General features: G+C 75.5%; 17 protein-coding genes. 10 read left to right on the forward strand and 7 right to left on the reverse strand.

What is annotated here, in order from left to right; translation table 11 throughout:
• Positions 1–700, reverse strand: a 700-nt coding sequence (gene clpX / locus D459_RS0109705) for an ATP-dependent Clp protease ATP-binding subunit ClpX (protein ID WP_017592807.1), incomplete at its 3' end; no start/stop codon positions are given.
• An 89-nt stretch (positions 701–789) separates the two neighbouring features.
• On the opposite strand from clpX, the gene D459_RS0109710 reads away from it, so the two are divergent.
• Both D459_RS0109710 and D459_RS36520 read left to right on the forward strand, forming a co-directional pair.
• Positions 790–1,881: a TetR/AcrR family transcriptional regulator gene (locus tag D459_RS0109710; RefSeq protein ID WP_017592808.1), complete on the forward strand. Its 1,092-nt coding sequence runs from the start codon at positions 790–792 to the stop codon at positions 1,879–1,881.
• Entirely contained in the window at positions 1,878–2,444 is a 567-nt protein-coding gene (locus tag D459_RS36520; protein ID WP_017592809.1) for a barstar family protein, read from the forward strand. The genes D459_RS0109710 and D459_RS36520 overlap by 4 nt, the downstream gene beginning before the upstream one ends.
• Positions 2,445–3,400: 956 nt before the next feature.
• Here D459_RS36520 and D459_RS0109720 read toward each other — a convergent pair.
• Positions 3,401–3,742 carry a hypothetical protein gene (locus D459_RS0109720; protein ID WP_017592810.1) on the reverse strand — a complete coding sequence of 114 codons (342 nt, stop codon included), beginning with the start codon at positions 3,740–3,742 and terminating at the stop codon, positions 3,401–3,403.
• A gap of 259 nt (positions 3,743–4,001) precedes the next feature.
• Positions 4,002–4,913 (reverse strand): PaaX family transcriptional regulator, encoded by a 912-nt coding sequence (locus tag D459_RS0109725; protein ID WP_017592811.1) that lies wholly within the window; start codon positions 4,911–4,913, stop codon positions 4,002–4,004.
• Positions 4,914–5,016: 103 nt separating this feature from the next.
• Between D459_RS0109725 and D459_RS0109730 the strand changes: the two genes are divergently transcribed.
• From D459_RS0109730 to D459_RS37565, 6 genes are all read left to right on the forward strand, one after another.
• Positions 5,017–6,213 (forward strand): acyl-CoA dehydrogenase family protein, encoded by a 1,197-nt coding sequence (locus D459_RS0109730; RefSeq protein WP_017592812.1) that lies wholly within the window; start codon positions 5,017–5,019, stop codon positions 6,211–6,213.
• A 34-nt stretch (positions 6,214–6,247) separates the two neighbouring features.
• Entirely contained in the window at positions 6,248–7,900 is a 1,653-nt protein-coding gene (locus tag D459_RS0109735) for an AMP-binding protein (protein ID WP_017592813.1), read from the forward strand.
• Between the two features lie 64 nt (positions 7,901–7,964).
• Complete coding sequence (locus D459_RS0109740; protein ID WP_017592814.1) at positions 7,965–10,382, forward strand: bifunctional salicylyl-CoA 5-hydroxylase/oxidoreductase; 2,418 nt, start codon at positions 7,965–7,967, stop codon at positions 10,380–10,382.
• 415 nt (positions 10,383–10,797) lie between these two features.
• Entirely contained in the window at positions 10,798–11,571 is a 774-nt protein-coding gene (locus tag D459_RS0109745) for an alpha/beta hydrolase family protein (RefSeq protein ID WP_017592815.1), read from the forward strand.
• 1,525 nt (positions 11,572–13,096) lie between these two features.
• Complete coding sequence (locus tag D459_RS31215; protein ID WP_017592816.1) at positions 13,097–13,705, forward strand: helix-turn-helix domain-containing protein; 609 nt, start codon at positions 13,097–13,099, stop codon at positions 13,703–13,705.
• Positions 13,705–14,037: a response regulator transcription factor gene (locus D459_RS37565; RefSeq protein ID WP_081620504.1), complete on the forward strand. Its 333-nt coding sequence runs from the start codon at positions 13,705–13,707 to the stop codon at positions 14,035–14,037. Before D459_RS31215 ends, D459_RS37565 begins: the two co-directional genes overlap by 1 nt.
• 151 nt (positions 14,038–14,188) lie before the next feature.
• Here D459_RS37565 and D459_RS33565 read toward each other — a convergent pair whose 3' ends face one another.
• The 4 genes from D459_RS33565 to D459_RS0109775 form a co-directional block, all read right to left on the reverse strand.
• Positions 14,189–15,661 (reverse strand): sensor histidine kinase, encoded by a 1,473-nt coding sequence (locus D459_RS33565; RefSeq protein WP_017592818.1) that lies wholly within the window; start codon positions 15,659–15,661, stop codon positions 14,189–14,191.
• 29 nt (positions 15,662–15,690) lie between these two features.
• Complete coding sequence (locus tag D459_RS0109765; RefSeq protein ID WP_017592819.1) at positions 15,691–16,593, reverse strand: sulfotransferase; 903 nt, start codon at positions 16,591–16,593, stop codon at positions 15,691–15,693.
• Positions 16,594–16,773: 180 nt separating this feature from the next.
• Positions 16,774–18,126 (reverse strand): MFS transporter, encoded by a 1,353-nt coding sequence (locus tag D459_RS0109770; protein ID WP_026120236.1) that lies wholly within the window; start codon positions 18,124–18,126, stop codon positions 16,774–16,776.
• A 132-nt stretch (positions 18,127–18,258) separates the two neighbouring features.
• Positions 18,259–19,050, reverse strand: coding sequence for a DeoR/GlpR family DNA-binding transcription regulator (locus D459_RS0109775; protein WP_017592821.1), 792 nt, complete (start codon positions 19,048–19,050; stop codon positions 18,259–18,261).
• A gap of 116 nt (positions 19,051–19,166) precedes the next feature.
• Here D459_RS0109775 and D459_RS0109780 point away from each other — a divergent pair, with 116 nt between their 5' ends.
• Positions 19,167–19,856: an HAD family hydrolase gene (locus D459_RS0109780; protein WP_017592822.1), complete on the forward strand. Its 690-nt coding sequence runs from the start codon at positions 19,167–19,169 to the stop codon at positions 19,854–19,856.
• Entirely contained in the window at positions 19,853–21,610 is a 1,758-nt protein-coding gene (locus tag D459_RS0109785) for a dihydroxyacetone kinase family protein (protein ID WP_017592823.1), read from the forward strand. The genes D459_RS0109780 and D459_RS0109785 overlap by 4 nt, the downstream gene beginning before the upstream one ends.
• The last annotated feature ends 294 nt before the right edge of the window (positions 21,611–21,904 follow it).

Consider the following 21,904-nt stretch of genomic DNA (forward strand, 5'->3'; position numbering starts at 1 on the left):
GGTGCGGATGCTTGCGCCCGCCCTGCGGCGGAACACTGGCCGTGGTCCCCTCCAAGATCTTCAGCAAAGCCTGCTGCACCCCCTCACCCGACACGTCCCGGGTGATCGAGGGGTTCTCCGACTTGCGGGCGACCTTGTCCACCTCGTCGATGTAGATGATCCCGGTCTCGGCCTTCTTCACGTCGTAATCGGCCGCCTGGATCAGCTTCAGCAGGATGTTCTCCACATCCTCGCCCACATACCCCGCCTCGGTCAGCGCCGTGGCGTCGGCGATCGCGAACGGAACGTTGAGGATCTTGGCCAGCGTCTGGGCCAGCAGCGTCTTGCCCGACCCCGTGGGCCCCAGCAGCAAGATGTTGGACTTGGCGATCTCCACGTCCTCATCGCGCGGGCGCTCCCCCTCCGAACGCACCCGCTTGTAGTGGTTGTACACCGCCACCGACAAGGCCTTCTTCGCCTGCTCCTGACCGATCACATACGAATCCAGGAACTCATAGATCTCACGCGGCTTGGGAAGGTCGGCCGGGACCGGGGCCGCGGGTTCGCCGAACTCCTCGTCGACCAGCTCGTTGCACAGCTCGACGCACTCGTCGCAGATGCACACCCCGACCGGGCCGGCGATGAGCCGCTGCACCTGCCGCCGGCTCTTGCCGCAGAACGAGCACTTCAGCAGGTCGTCGCCGTCCCCGATGCGCGCCACACGCTCCCGCCCCTCTAGATGATCCCATCATCTGGATGATGACGATATCTTGGGCGGTGCGGATCGGCAAAGCGGCGGCGAGGAGCGCGATGGCCAGGCTCAGCAGGGCGGAGCTGCAAGAGGTCACCCGGACGAAAGTGCTGGCCGCGGCGGCCGCGGAGTTCGCCGAGCGGGGGTTCCGCGACGCCAAGGTGGACGCCATCGCCGAGCGCGCCGAGCTCACCCGCGGAGCGGTCTACTCCAACTTCCCCGGTAAGCGCGCACTGTACTTCGCGGTACTGGCCGAGCGGGCCGAACGCGGTCCCGCCCCGGCGCCCCCCGCTCCGGGCCGCACCGTCCGCGAGGCGCTCGGCGCCTTCGCCCGCGCCTGGATGTCCCGGCTCCCGCTGGCGGGCTCCGACGGCCGCCCCGGCGAGGCCCGGATGGACGAGGACCTCATCCCCGAGGTCCAGGCGGACGAGCCCGCCCGGCACGCGTTCGCCCAGCTGATGAAGGTGGACGCGCTGCTGCTGGGGCTGGCCCTGGAGCGGCTCGGCCCGGAGCGGGCGGCCCGCGGGGTGCGCACCGCCGAGGCCGCGCTCACCCTGCTGCACGGGGCGAGCCGCACCGCCGCCGCGGCCCCCGGGTTCACCGAGCCGTTCGACGTGGTCCGCGCCTGCGAGCACCTGGACGGCGTCTACCCCGACGACGCGTGGCCGGAACCGGCCTACCCGCCCCCGGTGCAGGGCGCCGACGACCCCTGGTCGCCCCCGGACGCGGCCGACCTGGTCGCCGCCGCCCCCGCCGACCTGGCCGCCGACGGGGTGCTGTGCGTGCTGGGGGTGCACCGGGCCGGCGCGGTGGAGGAGGCGGTCCGCGCCGCCCGCCCCGGCGACCGGGTCACCGCCGCGATCACCGCCGACGCCCCCGCCGAACTGCTCCCGCTGGCCCGGCTGGCCGTCGCCGACCTGACCGGCTGCCTGCGCGGCGCGGTCCCCGCCGAGGCGCTGCCCCGGCTCCAGGTGGTGTGCGACCCGGAGGGCGCGATCGCCGCCGCGGCCGGCGTGGCCGGCCCCGGCGACGGCACCGAGGCCGCGGTCCGCATCGCGAACGGGCGGGTCACCGCCCGCGCCACGGGCCGCCTGGCCTGCCACGCGGCCGCCGCCGTCCGCCCCGGCGCGGGGGAGGGGGCGGCGGAATGATCATCGACGTCTCACCCGAGGAGCTCGACGGCGCCTCCCTGGTCCGGGTGGTGGCCGCCCGGCTGGCGGTGCAGGCCTGCGCCCCGCGCACCTGGGCCGACCTGCGCCTGCCGGCCCAGGAGCGGGCGCGGATCCCGCACGAGCTGCACATCGTGGGCTGGAGCGCACTGGTGGAGCACCGGCCGGAGGACGCCGCCGGCCTGCTCGACCTGGTCGAAGCGGTCCGGGAGACCCGCCCCGGGAGCGTCGCGACCTTCGGCGACGACCTGTCCGGCGTCACCGTCCGGATCGACCTCTCCGGGGTGGCCGACGCGGACGGCCTGCACCGGCTGCTCAAGCGGGAGCTGGGCTTCCCCGCCTTCTACGGCCGGAACTGGAACGCCTTCTGGGACGCGGTCACCGGCCTGGTGGAGACGCCGGGCGCACTCCACTTCACCGGCTGGCCCGACTTCACCGCCCGCCTCCCCGAGGACGCCGAGACGCTCCGCTCCCTCCTCACCGACCTCGCCGACTTCCACCGCACCGCAGGCGGAGAGCCCCGGCCGCTGGTGACCTACGCCTAGCCCTCTGATGGGGCGGTGTGCCCTGGTCAGCGCAGCCAGCCGAGCCCCGGCCACCCGGCGGGACCGGCTGGCCGGTCGGGCGCGGCGCCTCACGGGGTTGAGGTTCAGGCCGGCGGCGCCGGCGGGAGGGGGACCGGCCGGTCGGTCAGGCGCGGCGGGGCGGTCGAGGGGGCGGCGCGGGCCAGGGCGGCGGGATGGCCGCTCCCGCGTCGCCTCGGGCGGCCGCGTGGAAACCTACCTCTTTCCTGACCTGGGCAAATACGCAGGGTGATGGTTGGGTGGGGTGCCCTGCGCACCTCCACATCACCCTGGCGGCGCCGGGGCGCGCATCTCGGGCCGGATTCGGCCCCTGAGGGCCCGATCGGCGCCGTTCGGGCCGAGGAACGGGGGTTCATGTCGACCGCAAAGCCGGAAACCGGCGGGCCGAACCCCGGGAAGGTCAAAGGCGGAAGTGAGATGTCGCTTTTGTTCTCCCGTAGAGCTCTTCTTTGTCGCTCTGGGTAATCATTGGGGAAGAATGAGGGCTTCAGGAGCTACTACTCGCGCGTAGATGTCATCGGGGTCGCCGTGGAGATGCGCAGGGAGCCCCCGTACATGCCCGACCCCGACACTGATCCGGCATATGAGGCATAACCCCCCAGTCGAGTGTGGGTGAGCGCCCGCCCTGCCTTCACCGGGGCGCCGCCTTTCTCCCGCCGGAAGCACGTGCCCTGCCGGGCCGGCGAACACGGCGCCGGCCCCTCCCGCTCCCGCCGCCTGCTTGAACCCTCGCTTCGCGAGGCGCCGCGCTCGGCCGGGGTGCCCGGCCCTGTCCCTTCCTGCGCCGTCGCCGCTGGTCTGAACCCTCACCTCGTGGGGCCTGTACCGGACCGACCGGCCGGTCCCCCACCCGCCGTCGCCGCCTGCTTGAACCCTGACCCCGTGAGGTGCCGCGGACGGCGAGAGATCCGTGCAGGTCAGCGGCCTTCCGTGCGGTACTCGTCGAGCAGTCGGAGGAACGCCCGCAGCGGCTCCTCGGCGCCGGCCTCGCGTTCGATGGCGCGGGCCCAGCCCGTGCTCATCGACCAGCCGTACCGCTCGTGCAGCCAGTCGGCGAACGGGCCGGTCGGCCAGAAGGCGGACCGCTCCAGGCCGTTGACCACCAGGGCCGCGTCGTAGCCGATCAGGATGTTCTGCAGGTCGTGCAGGGACCCGCCCGGCACCCACACGGACGGGCGCAGCCGGATCTGGTCCAGCAGGCCGTACACGTCGCCGCACCGTTCGAGCGGCCCGGTCTTCCTCTCCGGGGCGTCGGGCATGGGGTGGATCCTAGACCGCCGGCGGGAGAAGGGAAGCGGGCCCGGGGGCGGTCGGAACCAGGCGGTGCGGGGGCGTGCCGTCGGGAGCGCGACCGGCCGTCCCATCGGGCTTCCCCCATCTGCCCGTCTGCCCGTCCGTGCCCGCCTGCATCCGCGGTTTTCGACCGCGCGGCGGGCGGGAGATCCCCGGTGTCCGGGGAAAGGCGCCCGGGGAAAGGCCGCCGGGCAGTCGGTGGGTCCGGGCCTGCCCGCGGGGCCCTCAGCTCCCGGTGGCGGCGCGGACGTGCTCCAGGGCCGGCGGGCGGAGCAGGGCGTGCAGGTCGAGGAAGACCTGGGCGGCGCGGGTGCCGGACCAGTCGGAGGGGAGCACCTCGGGGGGCAGGCCCGGGTCGAGGAAGGGCATCCGGCGCCAGGCGTCCACCGCGCGCAGGTGGTCGGCGAAGGCGGCGGCGGGGCCGCCGTCCTCGCCGGAGAGGCGGCGCCGGGCCAGCACCGGCTCGTACTCGGCGAGGAAGGCGCGGTACATGCCCTGCAGGGCGTCCAGGTCCCACCAGTCGGCGACCGCGTCGGCCAGGTCGCCGAAGCCCAGCCGCTGCCCGGTGAACAGCTGGGCGTACTCGCGCACGCCCAGTTCGGTCAGGGCGCGCCGGGCCTCGTCGGCCAGGTGGGCCGGGGCGATCCACACCCCGGCGGCGGTGCTGCCGAAGCCCAGCCAGGTCAGCCGGGAGCGCAGCCGGTGCCGGAGGCCGCGCTCGGCCTCGGGGATGGAGAAGACCACCAGCACCCACCCGGCCGCGAGCTCGGCGGTGCGGCGCTCGAAGATGCGGCGGTCGCCGTCGGCCAGGATGCGCACGCCCGCCTCGGAGAGCCGGTAGCCGGCCGCGCCTCCGCGCCGCTCGGACTCCAGCAGCCCGCGCCGCTTGAGCCGGGAGACCGCCGAGCGGACCCCGGGCGCGTCCACGTCCAGGCCGGCCATGAGCGAGATCAGGCCCGCCACCGAGACCCAGCCGCCGACCTCCCGGCCGTAGCCGCCGAAGAAGGAGACGATCAGGGAGCGGGGGCGGCGGTTGCGCCGCTCCCCGCCGGACCGCCCCGCGGTGTCCGGAGTCTCCCCGGGGGCTCCGTCGGTGCCGTTGGTGCCGTCGAGTGCCGTGTCGGGTGCCGTCGTCACGCTTGCACGATACCGCCGGGAACCCGCGAGTGACGAACCATTGACGGCCGTCACGGACTCGGTATATTCGGAGGCGCACCATCGGCGACCCGGGGAGGGCGCAATGGCGTTCACGCTCAGCCCGCACCAGCGCGGCTTCGCCGCGTCGGTCCGCGCCGCCGCCGAGCGCGCGTTCGCCTCCGGCGCCCCCGCGCACGGCGGGGGGAGAGGAGGGCACGGAGAGCACGCCGGGCGGGTCGACCGCGCCCTGCTGCGCCGGCTGGCCGATGCCGGCCTGCTGGCCCGGCTCTTCCCGGAGAAGGGCGCCTCCGCGCTGGAGCTGTGCCTGCTGCGGGAGAACACCGCCGGGGTCAGCACCGCCGCCGAGACCGCGCTGGCCCTGCAGGGCCTGGGCGCCTACCCGGTGCTCCAGTCCGGCACCCCCGAGCAGGCCGAGGAGTGGATCCCGCGCGCCGCCGCCGGCGAGGCGGTCGCCGCGTTCGCGCTCAGCGAGCCCGAGGCCGGGTCCGACGCGGCCGCGCTGCGGCTGGAGGCCCGCCCCGGCAGGGACGGGGGCTGGCGGCTGCACGGCGAGAAGACCTGGATCTCCAACGCCCCCGACGCCGACTTCTACACCGTCTTCGCCCGCACCGGCCCCGACCCCGGGGCGCGCGGCGTCTCCGCGTTCCTGGTCCCCGCCGACCGCCCCGGCCTGCACGGCGAGCACCTGGACATGCTCGCCGACCACGCGCTGGGCCGGCTCGTCTTCGACGGCGTGCCGGTGGGCCCCGGCGACCTCATCGGCGAGCAGGGCCGCGGCTTCCGGGTCGCGATGCGCACCCTCGACCTGTTCCGCCCCAGCGTCGGCGCGTTCGCCGTGGGCATGGCGCAGGCCGCACTGGACGCCGCCGAGCGGCACGCAGCGGCCCGGCACGCCTTCGGCGGGCCGCTGCGCGACCAGCAGACCGTCGCGCACACCCTGGCCGAGATGGCCGTCCGCACCCAGGCCGCCCGGCTGCTGGTCTACTGGGCCGCCGAAGCCCAGGACACCGCGGCCGACGGCGGCGCCCCGGACGGCGCCACCCCCACCGAGCGCGCCGCGATGGCCAAGCTGCACGCGACCGAGACCGCCCAGTACGTGGTCGACGCCGCCGTGCAGATCCACGGCGCCCGCGCCCTGCAGCGCGGGCACCTGCTGGAGCACCTCTACCGCGAGGTCCGCGCCCCGCGCATCTACGAGGGCGCCTCGGAGGTGCAGCGCGGCATCATCGCGCGGGAGATGTTCCGCCGCGCCGACCGGCGCCGCCCACCGGACGCCTGACCAGAACCGACAGTCGGACCAGCAGGAGACCGCGATGGAGCCGAGTCTTTCCCCGTCCGCCTACACCGACACCTTCGCCCGGGACCGCCTCCCGCCCGCCGACCAGTGGCCGCGCCTGCTGTTCACCCTGCCCGAACTGCACTACCCGGCCCGGCTCAACTGCGCCGAGGAGCTGCTGGACCGCACCATCGACCGGTACGGCGGCGACCGGCCCTGCATCCGCGGCGGGGCGGGCGAGGCGTGGAGCTACGGCGGGCTGCGCGCCCGCACCGACCGCATCGCCCGGCTGCTGGTCGAGGAGATGGGCGTGCGCCCCGGCAACCGGGTGCTGCTGCGCGGCCCCAACTCGCCGATGCTGGCCGCCTGCTGGCTGGCGGTCCTCAAGGCCGGCGGGGTGGTGGTGACGGTGCTGCCGGTGCTGCGCGCCGAGGAGCTGGAGGCGGTGCTGCGCGCGGCGCGCGTCTCGCACGCGCTGTGCGACGCCCGGTTCGCCGCCGACCTGCACACCGCGGCCGACCGCGCCGCCGGCGACCTGGGCGGCCGCACCGAGATCGCGTTCTACGGCGGCGGCGGGCCGCAGGACCCCGCCGAGCTCGCCGAGCGGGCCGCCGCCGAGGGCGAGCCGCCCTTCGCCGCGCTGCCCTCCGCCGCCGACGACGTCGCCCTGATCGCCTACACCTCGGGCACCACCGGCCGGCCCAAGGGGTGCGTGCACTTCCACCGCGACGTGCTGGCCATCGCCGACACCTTCTCCGCCCATGTCCTCAAGCCGCGCCGGGACGACCTGTTCGCGGGCAGCCCGCCGTTCGGTTTCACCTTCGGACTGGGCGGCCTGCTCATCTTCCCGCTCCGCGCCGGCGCCGCGACCCTGCTGCTGGAGAAGGCGGGGCCGGAGCGGCTGGCCCGGGCGATCGAGGAGGAGCGCGTCACCGTGCTGTTCACCGCGCCCACCGCCTACCGGGCGATGCTGGCCGAGGCCGGCCGGCGCGACCTGTCCTCGCTGCGACGCTGCGTCTCGGCCGGCGAGCACCTGCCCGCCGCGGTCTGGCAGTCCTGGTACGAGGAGACCGGGGTGCGGCTGATCGACGGCATCGGCGCCACCGAGATGCTGCACATCTTCATCTCCGCCGCCGACGAGGACGTCCGGCCCGGCGCCACCGGGCGCCCCGTGCCCGGGTTCACCGCCGAGGTGCTCGGCGACGACGGCCGCCCGGTGCCCGACGGCACGCCCGGTCGGCTCGCGGTGCGCGGCCCGGTCGGCTGCCGCTACCTCGACGACGACCGGCAGGCGGTCTACGTGCGCGGCGGCTGGAACATCACCGGCGACACCTACGTGCGCGACGCCGACGGCTACTTCTGGTACCGCTCCCGCTCCGACGACATGATCGTCTCGGCCGGCTACAACATCGCCGCCATCGAGGTGGAGGAGGTGCTGATGCGCTCCCCGGACGTGGCCGAGGCCGCGGTCGTCGGCGTCCCCGACACCGAGCGCGGGCAGATCGTCAAGGCCGTCGTCGTCCCCGCCGAGGGCTCCCCCTCCGACGAGGCCGCCGCCGAGGCGCTCAAGGCCTTCGTCAAGGAGCGCATCGCCCCCTACAAGACGCCGCGGGCGGTGGAGTTCACCGCCGCGCTGCCCCGCACCGAGACCGGCAAGCTGCAGCGGTTCAAGCTCCGCGAGAGCGGCTGAGCCGCCCGGCCCGGAACCGAGCACACCGGCGGCGCCCGGCCGCCCGACCAGTCACGGAGTCCCCATGCGCATCGCCTGCATCGGCGGCGGCCCCGGCGGGCTGTACCTCGCCGCCCTGGTGAAGAGGCTCGACCCCGGACACCGGGTGGCGGTCTACGAGCGCAACGCGCCCGGCGACGCCTTCGGGTTCGGGGTGGTGCTCTCCGACGAGACCCTCGGCGGCATCGAGCACGCCGACCCCGACGTGCACGCCGCGCTGACCAAGTCCTTCGCCCGCTGGGACGACATCGACGTGCACCACCGCGGCGCCACCGTCACCTCCGGCGGGCACGGCTTCTCCGCGGTGGACCGCCGGGTGCTGCTGGGGATCCTCCGCGACCGCTGCGCCGAGCTCGGCGTCGAACTGCACTTCCGCACCGAGGCGCCGCCGCTGGAGGAGCTGGAGCGCGAGCACGACGTGGTGGTCGCCGCCGACGGCGCCGGCAGCGCGGTGCGCACCGCGCACGCCGCCCACTTCGGCACCGCCCTGGACCACCGCGCCTGCCGGTACATGTGGCTCGGCACCGACCTGGTCTTCGACGCCTTCAACTTCCACGTCCTGGAGACCCCGTACGGGGTGGTGCAGGCGCACGCCTACCCCTACTCGGAGCGGGAGAGCACCTTCATCGTGGAGATGCACGAGAAGGTGTGGCGGGCCGCCGGGTTCCGAGACCCGGGCCTGCCGCCCGGCGCCGACGACACCGAATCGGTGCGGCGCTGCGCCGAGCTCTTCGCCGGGGTGCTCGGCGGCCACCGGCTCATCCCGAACAACGCCCGCTGGCGCTCCTTCACCACGGTGCGCAACCGCACCTGGCGGCGGGGCCGCACGGTGCTGCTCGGCGACGCCGCGCACACCGCGCACTTCTCCATCGGCTCGGGCACCAAGCTCGCCATGGAGGACGCCCTGGCCCTGGCGGCCTGCCTGCACGAGCACCCCGACCCCGACACGGCGCTGGAGGCCTACGAGGCCGAGCGCCGCCCCGTCGCGCAGAGCCTGCAGCGCGCCGCCCAGGCCAGCCTGGAGTGGTTCGAGGACATCGGCCGCTACACCGGCCAGGAGCCGCTGCAGTTCGCGTTCAACCTGCTCACCCGGAGCCGCCGGGTGGGCCGGGAGAACCTGCGGCTGCGCGACCCCGGCTTCGTCGCCGCCGTCGATGCCGCCTTCGCACGCGCCGCCGGGACCGCCGGGGCCACCGGGCCGGAAGAGGAGGCCGCGGCGGGGAAGGCGGGGGAGACGGGGAATGCGGAGGAGCCCGGGCCCCGGCCGGCCATGTTCCACCCGTTCCGGCTGCGCGGCCTGGAGCTGAAGAACCGGATCGTGGTCTCGGCGATGGACATGTACTCCGCCGAGGACGGCACCCCCGGCGACTTCCACCTGGTCCACCTGGGCTCCAAGGCGCTCGGCGGAGCCGGCCTGGTGATGACGGAGATGGTCTGCGTCTCCCCGGAGGGGCGCATCACCCCGGGCTGCGCCGGCCTGTACACCCCCGGGCACGAGGCGGCGTGGCGGCGGATCACCGACTTCGTGCACGCCTCCAGCACCGCCGCGATCGGCGTGCAGCTGGGCCACTCCGGCCGCAAGGGCGCCACCAGGCTGATGTGGGAGGGGATGGACGACCCGCTGGAGGAGGGGGCCTGGCCGGTGGTCGCGCCCTCGCCGATCCCGTACCGGCCCGGCGTCAACCAGGTCCCGGCCGAGCTGGACCGGGCCGGCATGGACGAGATCCGGGAGCGGTTCGCGCGCAGCGCCGAATCGGCCGCCCGGGCCGGCTTCGACCTGCTCGAACTGCACTGCGCCCACGGTTACCTGCTGTCGGAGTTCATCTCCCCGCTGACCAACCGGCGCACCGACCGCTACGGCGGCGACCTGGACGCCCGGCTCCGCTACCCGCTGGAGGTCTTCGCTGCGGTGCGCGACGCCTGGCCCGCCGAACGGCCGATGGCTGTGCGCATCTCGGCCACCGACTGGGCCGAGGGCGGCATCGGCGGCGGCGACGCGGTGCGCATCGCCCGCGCCTTCGCCGCGGCCGGCGCCGATGCCGTGGACGTCTCCACCGGCCAGGTCGTCGCGGACGAGGAGCCCGCCTACGGGCGCAGCTACCAGGTGCCCTTCGCCGACCGGATCCGCGCCGAGACCGGGATCCCGGTGATCGCGGTCGGCGCGATCTCCTCCTACGACGACGTCAATTCGCTGATCCTGGCGGGCCGGGCCGACCTGTGCGCGCTGGGCCGCACCCACCTCTACGACCCGCAGTGGACCCTGCACGCCGCGGCCGAGCAGGACTACACCGGCCCCGGCGCCGACTGGCCGGTCCAGTTCTCCCGGGGCTCCCGCCGGCCGCCGACCGGCCGCACCGACGGCCCCCGCCCCCGCCTGGAGCTCCTCCGCCACCCCGACCAGGGCCCGGCCCACCGCCGCTGGCGCCCCGAGACCCGGCGCTGAACCGGTGCACCCGCGAACCTCCCGGGAAGGGCGACCGGAGGGGGCGGCACCGAGGCCGGCCCGCCCGCGGACCCGGCGCCGCAGGAGGGCGGGAAGTCCTTCCGGGAAGCCCCGGCGGGCCTCGGGGAACCGCGGTCGGTCCGGCGGCCCCCGACATTCGGTGGACCGCGCGGCCGAACGCCCCATGAGAGCCCCGCCCGGGCATCGGCGGACGGCCGCGCCCGGCGGGAACGGAGGCCCGGGCGGCTGGGGCGGTGGTCTCCGTCCGGAGAAGCGGCATGGGCGCCTGGTGGAGGGCCGCGCGCGGTGGAGCGGAATGGGCGGGTGGTCCGGTGGCCCGGGCGGGCCGGGGGAGGGAGCCGGTCTTCGTTCGGAGGAACGGTGTGCAGGAACCCGGCGGTGGAAGGATGGCGGCATGGAACCGGAGAACGGAGAACAGGCCCCGCTGCGGGCGGAGGTCCTGCGCTACGGGGCGCACCCCAGTCAGAGGATCGAGGTCGGTGGCCCGGAGCGGCGGGCGGACGGCCGGCCCGCGCCGGTCGCGGTGCTGCTGCACGGCGGGTTCTGGCGGGACATCCGGGCGGCCGACCTGATGGACCCGCTCGGCGCCGACCTGGCCGCGGCCGGGTGGCGGGTGTGGAACACGGAGTACCGGCGCACCGGCTCCGACGGCGGCGGCTGGCCGCAGACCCTGGACGACGTGCGCGCCGCCCTGGCGCTGCTGGCGGAGCGACTGCCCGCCGAGGGCTCCGCGGACCGCCCGGACCGGGTGGTCGCGGTCGGCCACTCGGCCGGCGGTCACCTGGCGCTGCTGGCCGCTCCGGGGTCGCCGCTGACCTCGGTGGTCTGCCTGGCCCCGGTCACCGACCTGGCCGACGCCCACCGGCGCGGCCTGGGCGAGGGCGCCGTCGCCGACTTCCTCGGCTCTGAACTTGGTGGGGCGGAGCTGCGCGCCGCCTCACCGGTGGCGCAGGTCCCCTTCGGCCTGCCGCAGCTGGTCCTGCACGGCGACCGCGACCAGCGCGTCCCGCTGCAGCAGAGCCTCGCCTACACCGAGGCGGCCCGCGCCGCCGGAGACCCGGTGGAGCTGCGGGTCCTGGACGGCGTCGACCACTTCGCGGTGATCGACCCGGCGAGCCCCGCCTGGGCGCAGGCCCGCGCCTGGATGGACGCCTCGCCGCAGGCGTGAGGGGCGCCGGAGGGGTGAGGCCTGCCGGGCGGACACTCGCCCCATGAGGAACGCGCCCGCATCGAGACCCTGTGCGGCGAGGTCGCCCGCAGCGACTCCCACCCCACGGCCCCGAGGACCCACTGGACCCCGCCCGGGGTCTTACTCCCGGCGGGCTTCCCGGCTGCGGGTCCCCTTTCCGCGGAAGTACCGCAGGGGATGGCAGCGACGGCGCCGGAAGGAACCGAGTCGGGCACTCCAGCCGAGCGCGGCGTCTCGCGGGGCGGGGGTTCAAGCGGGCGGCGACGGCGGAGGCAGGGGCGGGGGCAGGTGGTCGCCCGGGCGCGGGCCCCACGGGGTGGCGGTTCAGGCTGGCGGCGAGGGAGGGGAGGGGCACCGGCCGGTCGGTCGGGCGCGGCGCCCCGCAGAGCGAAGGTCAAGACGGGCGGCGACGGCGCAGGTAGGGGCGGGGCGAAGGCGGTCGCCCGGGCGCGGCCCCCCACGGAGCCGGGGCTCAAGCGGGCGGCGAAGGCGGGAAGGGGACCGGCCGGTCGGTCGGGCGCGGCAGAGCGGGGCGGGGCCGGTCGGGGCGGGCCGGGGCGGGCCGGGGCGGCGTTCCCGCGTCGCCCGGGCGTCGTGGCCGGCTGCCCCTGAAACCGCTGCCTCTCTCTGACCTGGGTGAATACGCAGGGTGATGGCGGGGTGGGGCGCCCTGCGCACCGCGAGAGCACCCCGGTGATTCCCGGGCGCGCATCTCGGCCCGGATCGGCCCCTTGGCGGCCCGAATCGTCCCGATCGGGCCGGTGATCGGGGGTTCGGGCCGCCCGCAAGGCCGGGAAGTAGGGGATCGGAACCCGGGCAGGGGCGGCGCGGGGGTGAGATGTCGCTTTTGTTCTCCTGAGAGGCTCTGTTCGGCCACTCTGGGTAACCGGGAAGGGGGTGGTGGAGGTCTTGGGGCTTACTACTCGCTGGTAGATGTAATCGAGGTGCTGCGAAGGTGCGCAGGGCGCGCCCGCTCGCTCTCGCCACCGGTTTGCACCCCGGCTCCGCGAGGTGCCGCACCCGACCGACCAGCCGGTGTCCCTGTCTGCCCTCGCCGCCCGCTTGAACCCCCACGCCGTGAGGTGCCGCGCCCGGGCGACCGCCCGCGCCTCGTCCCTGCCGCTGCCGTCGCCGCTGGCTTGAACCCTCGCCCCGCGAGATGCCGCTCCGGACCGACCGGCCGGTGCCCCTCCTGTCCTTCGCTGCCTGTTTGAAGCTTCGCTCCGTGGGGCGCCGCGCTTGACCGACTGGCCGGTCCCCTGCCCGCCCTCGCTGCCTGTTTGAAGCTTCGCTCCGCGAGGCGCCGCGCCGGACCGGCCGGCCGGTCCCCTCCCTGCCTTCGCTGCCCGCTCGAACCTGCACTTTGAGACGGCAACAACCCCGAGATCAACGCGAAGGGGGAGCGGTGCCGGTGGTCCGGGCTCCGCAGGGACCGGGTTCTGCGGAAAAGGGTGCACGTTCGTGCAGGTTGACGGGGGTTCCCGGGGAAGACCACCATGGGAACATGTCTTCTGAGAACATCCCTTCCGAGAACGCTCATTCCGAGAACACCGCCTCCGAACCGCTCCGGCTGCGGGCGCTCGCCCATCCGGCGCGGTTGGACCTGCTCTACCTGCTGCGCGAGGAAGGCGAGATCACGGCGACGGCCGCCGCCGAGCGCCTGGGCCTCTCCGCGAAGACCTGCTCCTACCACCTCGGCCTGCTCGGCAAGTACGGGCTGGCCGAGGAGACCGGGGGAGGCAGGGGGCGGGCGCGCCCGTGGCGCCTCGTCCCCCAGGGGATCGGCTACACGCCGAGCGCCGGCGACGAGCCCGCGGAAGCCGAGACGCAGGACGCGTTCGCGCGCACCGTCCTCGACCGCGACGCGCGGATCGTGCGGACCTTCATCGACCGGCGGCACCGCCTGCCGGACGCCTGGCGCGGGCGGTCCGCCATGTCGAGCAACCCGCTGCGGCTCACCGCCGAGCAGCTGGCCGGGCTCCGCGACGACCTGGCCGGGGTCCTCGAACGCTATCTGCGCCTCAGCTCCGACCCCGCCCCCGGCGCGGTCCCCGTGCACGCGGCCGTCTACGCGGTCCTGTCCGACGTCGACGCGGTGGAAGAGGACGGCTGATGCCCCGAGGACAGGCCCCGCCGCGCCCGGAGCGGCCGCGACCCGGCCTCGCCCGGGTGCACGGCGGGCCTCCCGCCGAGGGGCGTCCGCAGGCGGAGGCCGCCCCTCCAGGGGTGCTCGCCCGCCTGACCCCGCGCGAGCGCGAGGTCCTCGGGCTGATGGCCGCCGGCCGCTCCAACGCGGGCATCGCCGCGGAACTGGTGCTGAGCGGCAGCGCGGTCACCAAGCACATCAACGCGGTCTTCACCAAGCTGGGCACCTGCCCGGACCCCTCCCGCAACCGCAGGGTCCAGGCCGTCCTCGCCTACCTGCGCGAGACCCGGCCCGACTGAGACCGCTCCGGGGCGGTGCGCCCGCCCCCGGGAGGGCGGGCCTGCGGCTCCCCGGCGGACCCGGACGGCGGACCATCGGCGCGGACGGGCGGCCCCGCCCGAGGGCGTCCCCTTCCGGAACGGGCGGAGGCGGGGCCGGAGGGCCGGTGCGTCAAGGGGCCGAAGTGGTCAGGAGGTCCTTGGCGGAGACCCGGTCGCCGGTGAAGCAGATTCGGTAGGAGTCGCCGAAGGCGTCGTCCAGCGGGTCGGCGGTGACCGCGTGGTAGCGGCATTCGCCGGGCGGGGGGTCGGGGTCCACCACGTCGGCCTGGTGGGCGGGGAGGAGGGCCTCGGTCGCCGCGCGGTCGTCGCCGAGGGCGATGGCGTCGTAGGCGGCGGGGGAGAGCAGGGAGCGGGAGGCCTCCCGGACGTTGACCGCCTGCGCGGCCGCGGCGACCAGGGCCACCGCGGCGACCGGCGCGGCCAGCGCCGCGCCGAACCGCAGCGCGCTCCTGCGGCGGGTCTTCTCCAGCCGGCCGCGCATCTCGGCGGTCAGCCGGGGCTCCTCGTCGGCCGGCTCCTCCGGGGGCGGCGCGCCGGCCGGCCGGTCCGCGCCGAGGGGCAGCACCGCCTCCAGGGTGAACGCGCCCCCGCCGTGCCCGGCGCTCATCGTCCCGCCCAGGGCGCGCACCCGCTCGCGGAGCGCGGCCAGCCCCGAACCTCCGGGGCGCGGCCCGGCCGGGGCGGGGGCCGGGTTGCGCACGGTGACGGCGAGGCTTCCGCCCCGGCCGGCGAAGCGGATCAGCACCGGCTGCCCGGGCGCGTGCTTGAGCGCGTTGGTCAGCCCCTCCCGGACCACCCGGTGCACGCCGGCCGCGCCGAACTCCGCGAGCCGCTCCGCGCCGGGCTCGTCCTCGACCTCGATCCGGGCGCCCGCCTCGCGGGCGTTGGCGACCAGGCCGGCGATGCCGTCCGCGGGCGGTTCGGCGGGCGGCGGCGCGTCGCCGCGCAGCAGCTCCACCGAGGCGCCGAGCCGCTCCACCGCCTCGCCGACCTCGCGCCGGGCCCGGGTCACCGCCTCCCGGTGCTCCTCGCCGAGCTCCGGGCTGAGCTCCAGCCGGCCCAGGTTGAGCGCCACCAGGCTCAGCGAGTGCCCGAGGTCGTCGTGGAGCTCCTCGGCGATGGCGTTCCGCTCGCGCATCCTGGCCGCCTCGGCCTCGTGCCGCCGGGACTCCTCCGCCCGCTCCAGCGCCTCCCACTCCCGGGCCACCGACCGCCGGTGCCGGGCCCACGCGCCGGCCAGCAGCCAGGGAAACGCGCCGAAGACCACCCCCGTGATGAGGCCGTTGTAGACCGTGAGCAGCGAGTCCACGCCCCAGAGCAGCGCCAGGGCGGCGGCGAGCACTCCGCCCAGCAGCGGCACCGCGCCGTAGCGGAAGTCCGGGGCGAGCAGGCCCGTGGCCCCGGCCGCCGCGGCCAGGGCGAGGATGAACCAAGCGGAGAAGGAGAAGAGGAACCACGGGGAGAGCGCCGGCAGCACCAGCAGCACCAGGAAGGCGGCCGACAGCGCGGCGGCGCGCAGGTCCAGGGGCGGCCGCGCCGGGCCTCCGGGCAGGGGTTCGGGGGTCAGGGACGTCGACGGCACGGGTGCTCCCTCTCCGGTTCCGCCGGGCATCAGCGGGAGGCGCCCGCGGAGCGCTTGGTGTAGCCCAGCCGGGACAGCTCGGTGCGGGCCACCGCGTGCACGTCGGCGCGCTGCTCGGCGGTGAGGCGGGTGCGGTGCGACCCGGGCGGGGCGGCTCCGGCCTCCACCAGCTCCACCGCGGAGACCCGGATGCCGGTGAAGGCGAGCAGCTGCTCGGCGGTCTCCACCTCGCGGCCGCCCAGGTCCTCGTAGCGCAGCGTCATCAGCCGGTCGGTGCCCAGCTCGGAGCGGAGCCGGGCGGACAGCCGCACCGCGCCGCGCCAGCGCATCGCGCACTTGGCGGCCTCCGACAGCGAGGGGTGGCGGTCGCGCTCCTCCTCGGTCTCCACACCGAAGAAGGGGTGCGGCAGCTCGCCGTCCAGGCTCATCCCGCCCGGGCGGAACCAGGCGGTCTCCCGCTCGTCGTCGAGCATGTCCGCGACCACGTCCCGGCCGTCCCGGATGATCTGCACGAACGCCGCGTCGCCGAAGGCCGAGGCGAGCACCGGGGCGGTGTAGAGCAGGTCGGGGCTGGCGTCGCCGTAGGCGGTGGTGCCGGAGGCGTGCGGGCAGGGCTCGGCGGTCTCCCGGGCGGGGCGGCGGGCGTCCGGGCAGCGCTCGCAGTTGCCCGGGGTGAGCTGCCAGGACTCGGCGAAGGCGTCGCGCAGCAGGGCGGCGGTCCCGGAGGCGCGCTCCTCGGCGACGGAGGGGCGGCGGGCCACCGTGTACACCGCGTTCATCACGGCGGTGTGCCCGGAGCCCAGCAGGAGGCCGGGCGCACGGCCGAGTGCGCGGGCGAGGAGGCCGACCCCGGAATGGGGGGCGCCCAGCACGAACACCGGGCGCCTGACCTTCGTCCCGTTCACGACGAGGATGTACGGCGGCTGCTTCATGTTGGTCGATTTTTACACTCTTTGCCGGACTCCGCTGCGCACCCCGCCGCCGTTGCGCGGGTGCTCGGACAGTACCACCAGGTCAGCGCGGAAAAACAGGGCAAAGGACGGGTATTCGGGCGGGTCTCGTGCGGGCGGGCCGCCCGGAGCGGCGTCCGGGCGGCCCGGGGGAGGGGCGGCTCAGCCGGCCGGGGAGCGCGGCGCGGCGGCCGTCTCGCCGGCGATCTCCTGCAGGTCGGCGCCGGCCTCCATCGCGGCCTGGGTCTTCTCGGGGAGCTTGAGGAACCAGGTCATCACCGCGGCGGCGACGTAGAGCAGCGCGAAGACGATCACCACGCCGCCGGCGCCCAGCGGGCCGAGGAAGAGGCTGACGATGGCCGGGCCGACGAAGGCGGCCGCGCCCGCGCCGAAGTTCAGCAGCGCCATCGCGCCGCCCTTGTTCTCCGGGGCCAGCGAGGGCAGCAGCGCCGAGATCGGCACGAACCCGGCCAGCGTCGCGCCGTACGCCGCGCCGACCAGCAGGGCCAGCCAGTAGTGGTCGGCGCCGGCGGCGACCGGCACGAAGTAGAGCAGCAGCGTGGTCACCGAGCAGCCCAGGGCGCCGAACCAGAAGATGGTGTTGCGCCAGCCCAGCCGGTCGCTGATCACGCCGAAGATGAGGTTGAAGAAGATGTTGGTGCCGTAGATGACCGACACCAGCAGCAGCCAGCGGCTCTCGCCGAAGCCGATCCGCTCGGCGAAGATCGTCGGGAACAGCACCAGCATGCCGAACTCGGGCGCGGTGTTGATGACGCGGACCACCATGCCCATGCCGACCCGCGGGTTGCGCCAGGCGATGGCCATGCTGGACATCAGGCTCTGCACCGGCTTGACCTCGGGCGGGGCCAGCCGGGAGTAGCCGGTGCGCTCGCGCACCCCGAGCAGGCAGACCAGGCCGCCCAGGGTGATGACGCCCAGCGACAGCCAGAGCGTGCCGTAGTGCCCCAGGAGCGGGTTGGTGAAGCTGGCGACCAGCGCGCCCAGGGTGGGCAGGCCGCCGGTGAAGGCGAAGTAGAACCAGCCGACGGCCGCGCCCAGCCGCCTGGCCGGGGCCACCGCGGTGATCCACACCAGGAAGCCGAAGGCGAACATCGGGTAGCCGAACCCGCGGAGCCCGTAGAAGAGCAGCATCAGCGGGTAGTTCCCGGACGCCGCGACGACGAGGAACCCGACGTGGCAGGCGAGCCAGATCACCAGGCCGATGAACATGACCCGGCGCGGCCCCCACAGCTCCGACAGCGCCCCGGACAGCCAGGACGCCAGCATCACGGCGACGCCGTAGATCGTGACGACGTAGGAGGCCCGGATATCGTCGCCGGCCCCGTTGGCGGCGATGAACGGCGCGATGAAGCCGGACTCGATGCCGTCGCCGATCATGAAGATCAGCAGGCCCAGGTAGCCCAGCGCGAGCGGGATCGGCAGCCCCGCCCGGGCGAGCAGGCGGGTGACGGGGCCGCGCTCGGCGGCGCCGGGCGGCACAGGGGTAGTGGTCATGTGTCCTCCAGACGAGATCCGGGGCACATCATGGACCTTGTTAAATTAACATGCAATACGTGAGCCGGTTCTATTGCCGTAACATTCCACGGCCGGGCGCACCGGGCCCGGTGCGCCCGCGGCGGGACCGGCTCACCAGGGGGCGACCTCGGTCTCCACGTGCTGGCGGGCCTCCTCGACCAGCTCGGCGGGGGTGTCGGCGTCCACGATCAGCCGGTCGTAGTCGGAGAGCGGGGCCAGTCGGTGCAGCGCCGGCCGCGGCATCTTGCTGGAGTCCATCAGCAGCACCCTGGTCCGGGCGCTGGCCAGCATGGCCCGCTTGACCATCACGATCTCCGGCTCCTGGTGGAAGGTCATCTCCGGGGTCATCGACGAGGTGGAGACGTAGGCGGCGTCCACGGTCAGCCGCTCCACCGCCTCGATGCAGGCCATGCCGATGAAGGAGTCGTGGGTGCCGGAGTAGTCCCCGCCGATGCAGATCAGCCGGATCTCGTCGGCCCGCTTGAGCACCTCGATCGCGCCCAGGTAGTTGGTGGCCACGGTCAGCGGCCCCACCTCGGGCAGCAGCCGGGCCAGCTCCAGGGCGGAGGTGGAGTCGTCCAGCAGCACCGACATGCCCGGCTCCACCTGCTCCACCGCCCGCCGCGCGATGGCCGCCTTGGCCTCCACGTGCGCGCCGCGCCGGTACTCCTCGTTGCTCTCGAAGACGGTGGAGGGCAGTGCGGAGACCCCGCCGCGGAACTTGCGCAGCAGGCCGCGGCGGGCCAGCTCGTCCAGGTCGCGGTGGACCGTCATGAGGCTGACCCCGGTCAGCTCGACCAGCTCGGCCGCCGAGGCCGACCCCCGGTTGATCACGTAGTCGGTGATCCGCTGCTGCCTGATGGTCCGTGAGCGGGTGCTTCCGCCGTGCGTCTCCTTGCTCATACCGACCAGGATCGCGCATCCCCGCAGGGCTCCGCGCGCTTCTTCGCATCCCGGGTGGTGACAACTAACAACTAGCATGTTAATTTCGCGTTGAGTTTGTGAAAGGGGTTGTATCGATGACACTGGCCGCGGTCGTCTTCGACATGGACGGGGTACTCGTCGAGAGCGAGCACCTCTGGGAGGAGAACTGGACCGCCTACGCGGCACGGCACGGCGTCGAATGGACCCCCGCCGACACCGCCACCTGCCAGGGCAAGAGCGCCCCTGAATGGGCGGCCTACCTCGCCGAGCGCAGCGGGGTCCCGGACCGCGCCGCCGAGGCCGAGAAGGCCGTGGTCGACGGGATGATCGCCGCCATCGCCGACGGCCGCGCCCCGATGCTGGAGGGCGCCGACGCCATGGTGCGCGACGTCGCCGCGGCCGCCCCCATCGCACTGGCCTCCTCGGCGGCCCGCCCGGTGATCGACGCGGTGCTGGACGCCTACGGCCTGGCCTCCTGCTTCACCGCCACCGTCTCCAGCGCCGAGGTCGCCCGGGGCAAGCCCAGCCCCGATGTCTACCTGGAGGCCGCCTCCCGGCTGGGCCGGGACGGGGCCGAGTGCCTGGCCGTGGAGGACTCCGGCAACGGCATCCGCGCCGCCGCCGCGGCCGGGCTGACCGTGATCGCCCTGCCCAACCCCGCCTACCCGCCCAAGCCCGAGGCGCTCGGACTCGCCGCCGAGGTGGCCGCGAGCAACGACGACGCCCGGCTCAGGCTGCTCGGCCGCCTCGGCGGCGAGCGCCCGGCCCAGGAGGTGCGCGCATGACCGTCCTCGGAGAGGCCACCACCTTCAAGCGCGACTGGCTCGACGGCTTCGCCACCGCCTACGGCCGCACCGTGCGCAAGGTCCCCGGCGCCTACGGGGTGGTGGCGCGCCGCGCCCCCCGCCCCGGCAAGGTCGCCGTGGTCATCGGCGGCGGCTGCGGCCACTACCCGGCCTTCGCCGGGCTGGTCGGCCCCGGCCTGGCCGACGGCGCAGTCGTCGGCGACGTCTTCACCAGCCCCAGCGCCGAGCAGGTCTACCGCACCGCCCGCGAGGCCGACCAGGGCGGCGGCGTGCTCTTCTCCTACGGCAACTACCAGGGCGACGTGCTCCACTTCGGGCTGGCCGCGCGCCGGCTGGCCGCCGAGGGCGTCGACAGCCGCACCGTCCTGGTCACCGACGACATCGCCAGCGGCCCGGCCCGGAACCCGGAGCGCCGCCGCGGCGTCGCCGGGGACCTGCTGGTCTTCAAGGTCGCCGGGGCCGCCGCCGAGCGCGGCGACGACCTGGACGCGGTGCACGCCGCCGCGGCCAAGGCCAACGCGGCCACCCGCACCTTCGGCGCCGCGTTCGGCGGCTGCACCCTGCCCGGCGCCGCCGAGCCGCTGTTCACCGTCGACCCGGACGCCATGGAACTGGGCCTGGGCATCCACGGCGAACCGGGCGTGCGCACCGTCGGCCGGCTGGGCGCCGAGGCGCTGGCCGACGAGCTCGTCGACGGCCTGCTGCCCGAACTGCCCTCCGGCGCCCGGATCGCGGTCCTGCTCAACGGGCTGGGCCGGACCAAGTACGAGGAGATGTTCGCCGCCTTCCCGCGGATCCACCGGCGGCTGGCCGAGGCCGGGCTGACCGTGCTGGACAGCCAGGTCGGCGAGTTCGTCACCTCGCTGGACATGGCCGGGCTCTCGCTGTCGGCGATGGTGCTCGACGACGAGCTCGCCGAGCTCTACGCCGCGCCCTGCGACACCCCCGGCTACCGCAGCACCGGCGCGGTCCTGGAGCCGGTCGCCACCGAGCGCACCGAGGACGCCGGCCTGGAGCGGCCCGCCGACTCCCCGGTCGCCGGACCGGTCGACCGGGCGCTCACCGCGGCCATGGTCCGGCTGGAGGAGCAGGAGGAGGAGCTCGGCCGGCTGGACGCGGTCGCCGCCGACGGCGACCACGGCCTGGGCATGACCCGCGGCATCCGCGCCGCCGTCGCCGCGGCCCGCGCCGCCGAGCAGGGCGGCGAACCGGTCTCCGGCGCGCTGCTCGCGGCCGGCACCGCCTTCGCCGACGCGGCGGGCGGCGCCTCCGGGGCACTGTACGGGGTGCTGCTCACCGAGACCGGCGCCGGGCTGGCCGGCCTGGACCCCGCCGAGATCGGCCCGGTCGCCCTCTCCCGGGCGGTGGACGGCGCCGTCGCCGCCTTCACCGAGCTGGGCGGAGCCGAACCGGGCGACAAGACCATGCTGGACGCGATCGGGCCGTTCCGCGCCGAGCTGTCCGCGCACGCCGCCCGGGCCGGTGCGGCGGCGGGCCCGGCCGAGGCCGTCGCGGCCTGGAGCGAGGCCGCCGACTGCGCCGCCGAGGCGGCCCGCGGCACCGCGGGCCTGCTCCCGGCCAAGGGCCGCGCCGCCCGGCTGGCCGCCCGCAGCCAGGGCCACCCCGACCCCGGTGCCACCTCCTTCGCCCACCTGGTCGGCGCGGTCGCCGAGACCGCCCGCGCCGCCCTGGCGGAGTCGGCGGCCACCGGCGCCGAGGAGCCCGCACCGTGAACCCGCCCGCCGACCGGAGCACCGGAGGCCCCGCCCCGGAAGCGGCCCCGCCGCGCCGGACGCGCTCCCGGAGCGCCGGGACCGGCGCCGGGAGGGCCGCCGGACGCCCGGAGGGCGCCCGGGCCGGTCGGCACGTCCGCCGACCGGAAGGCCCGCTCCGGGCCGCCGGAGCCCCGCCCTCGGCCGCAGGGATCCCGGCGGACCGGGGGCGGAGCGGGCGGAGCACTCCGTCCGGGCGCCCCGCCACCGGCCCCGCTCCGGACGGAAGAAGCACGGGCGGACACCCCGCCGACA

It is taken from the genome of Nocardiopsis potens DSM 45234, assembly GCF_000341105.1.
Taxonomy (GTDB): Bacteria; Actinomycetota; Actinomycetes; order Streptosporangiales; family Streptosporangiaceae; genus Nocardiopsis_A; species Nocardiopsis_A potens.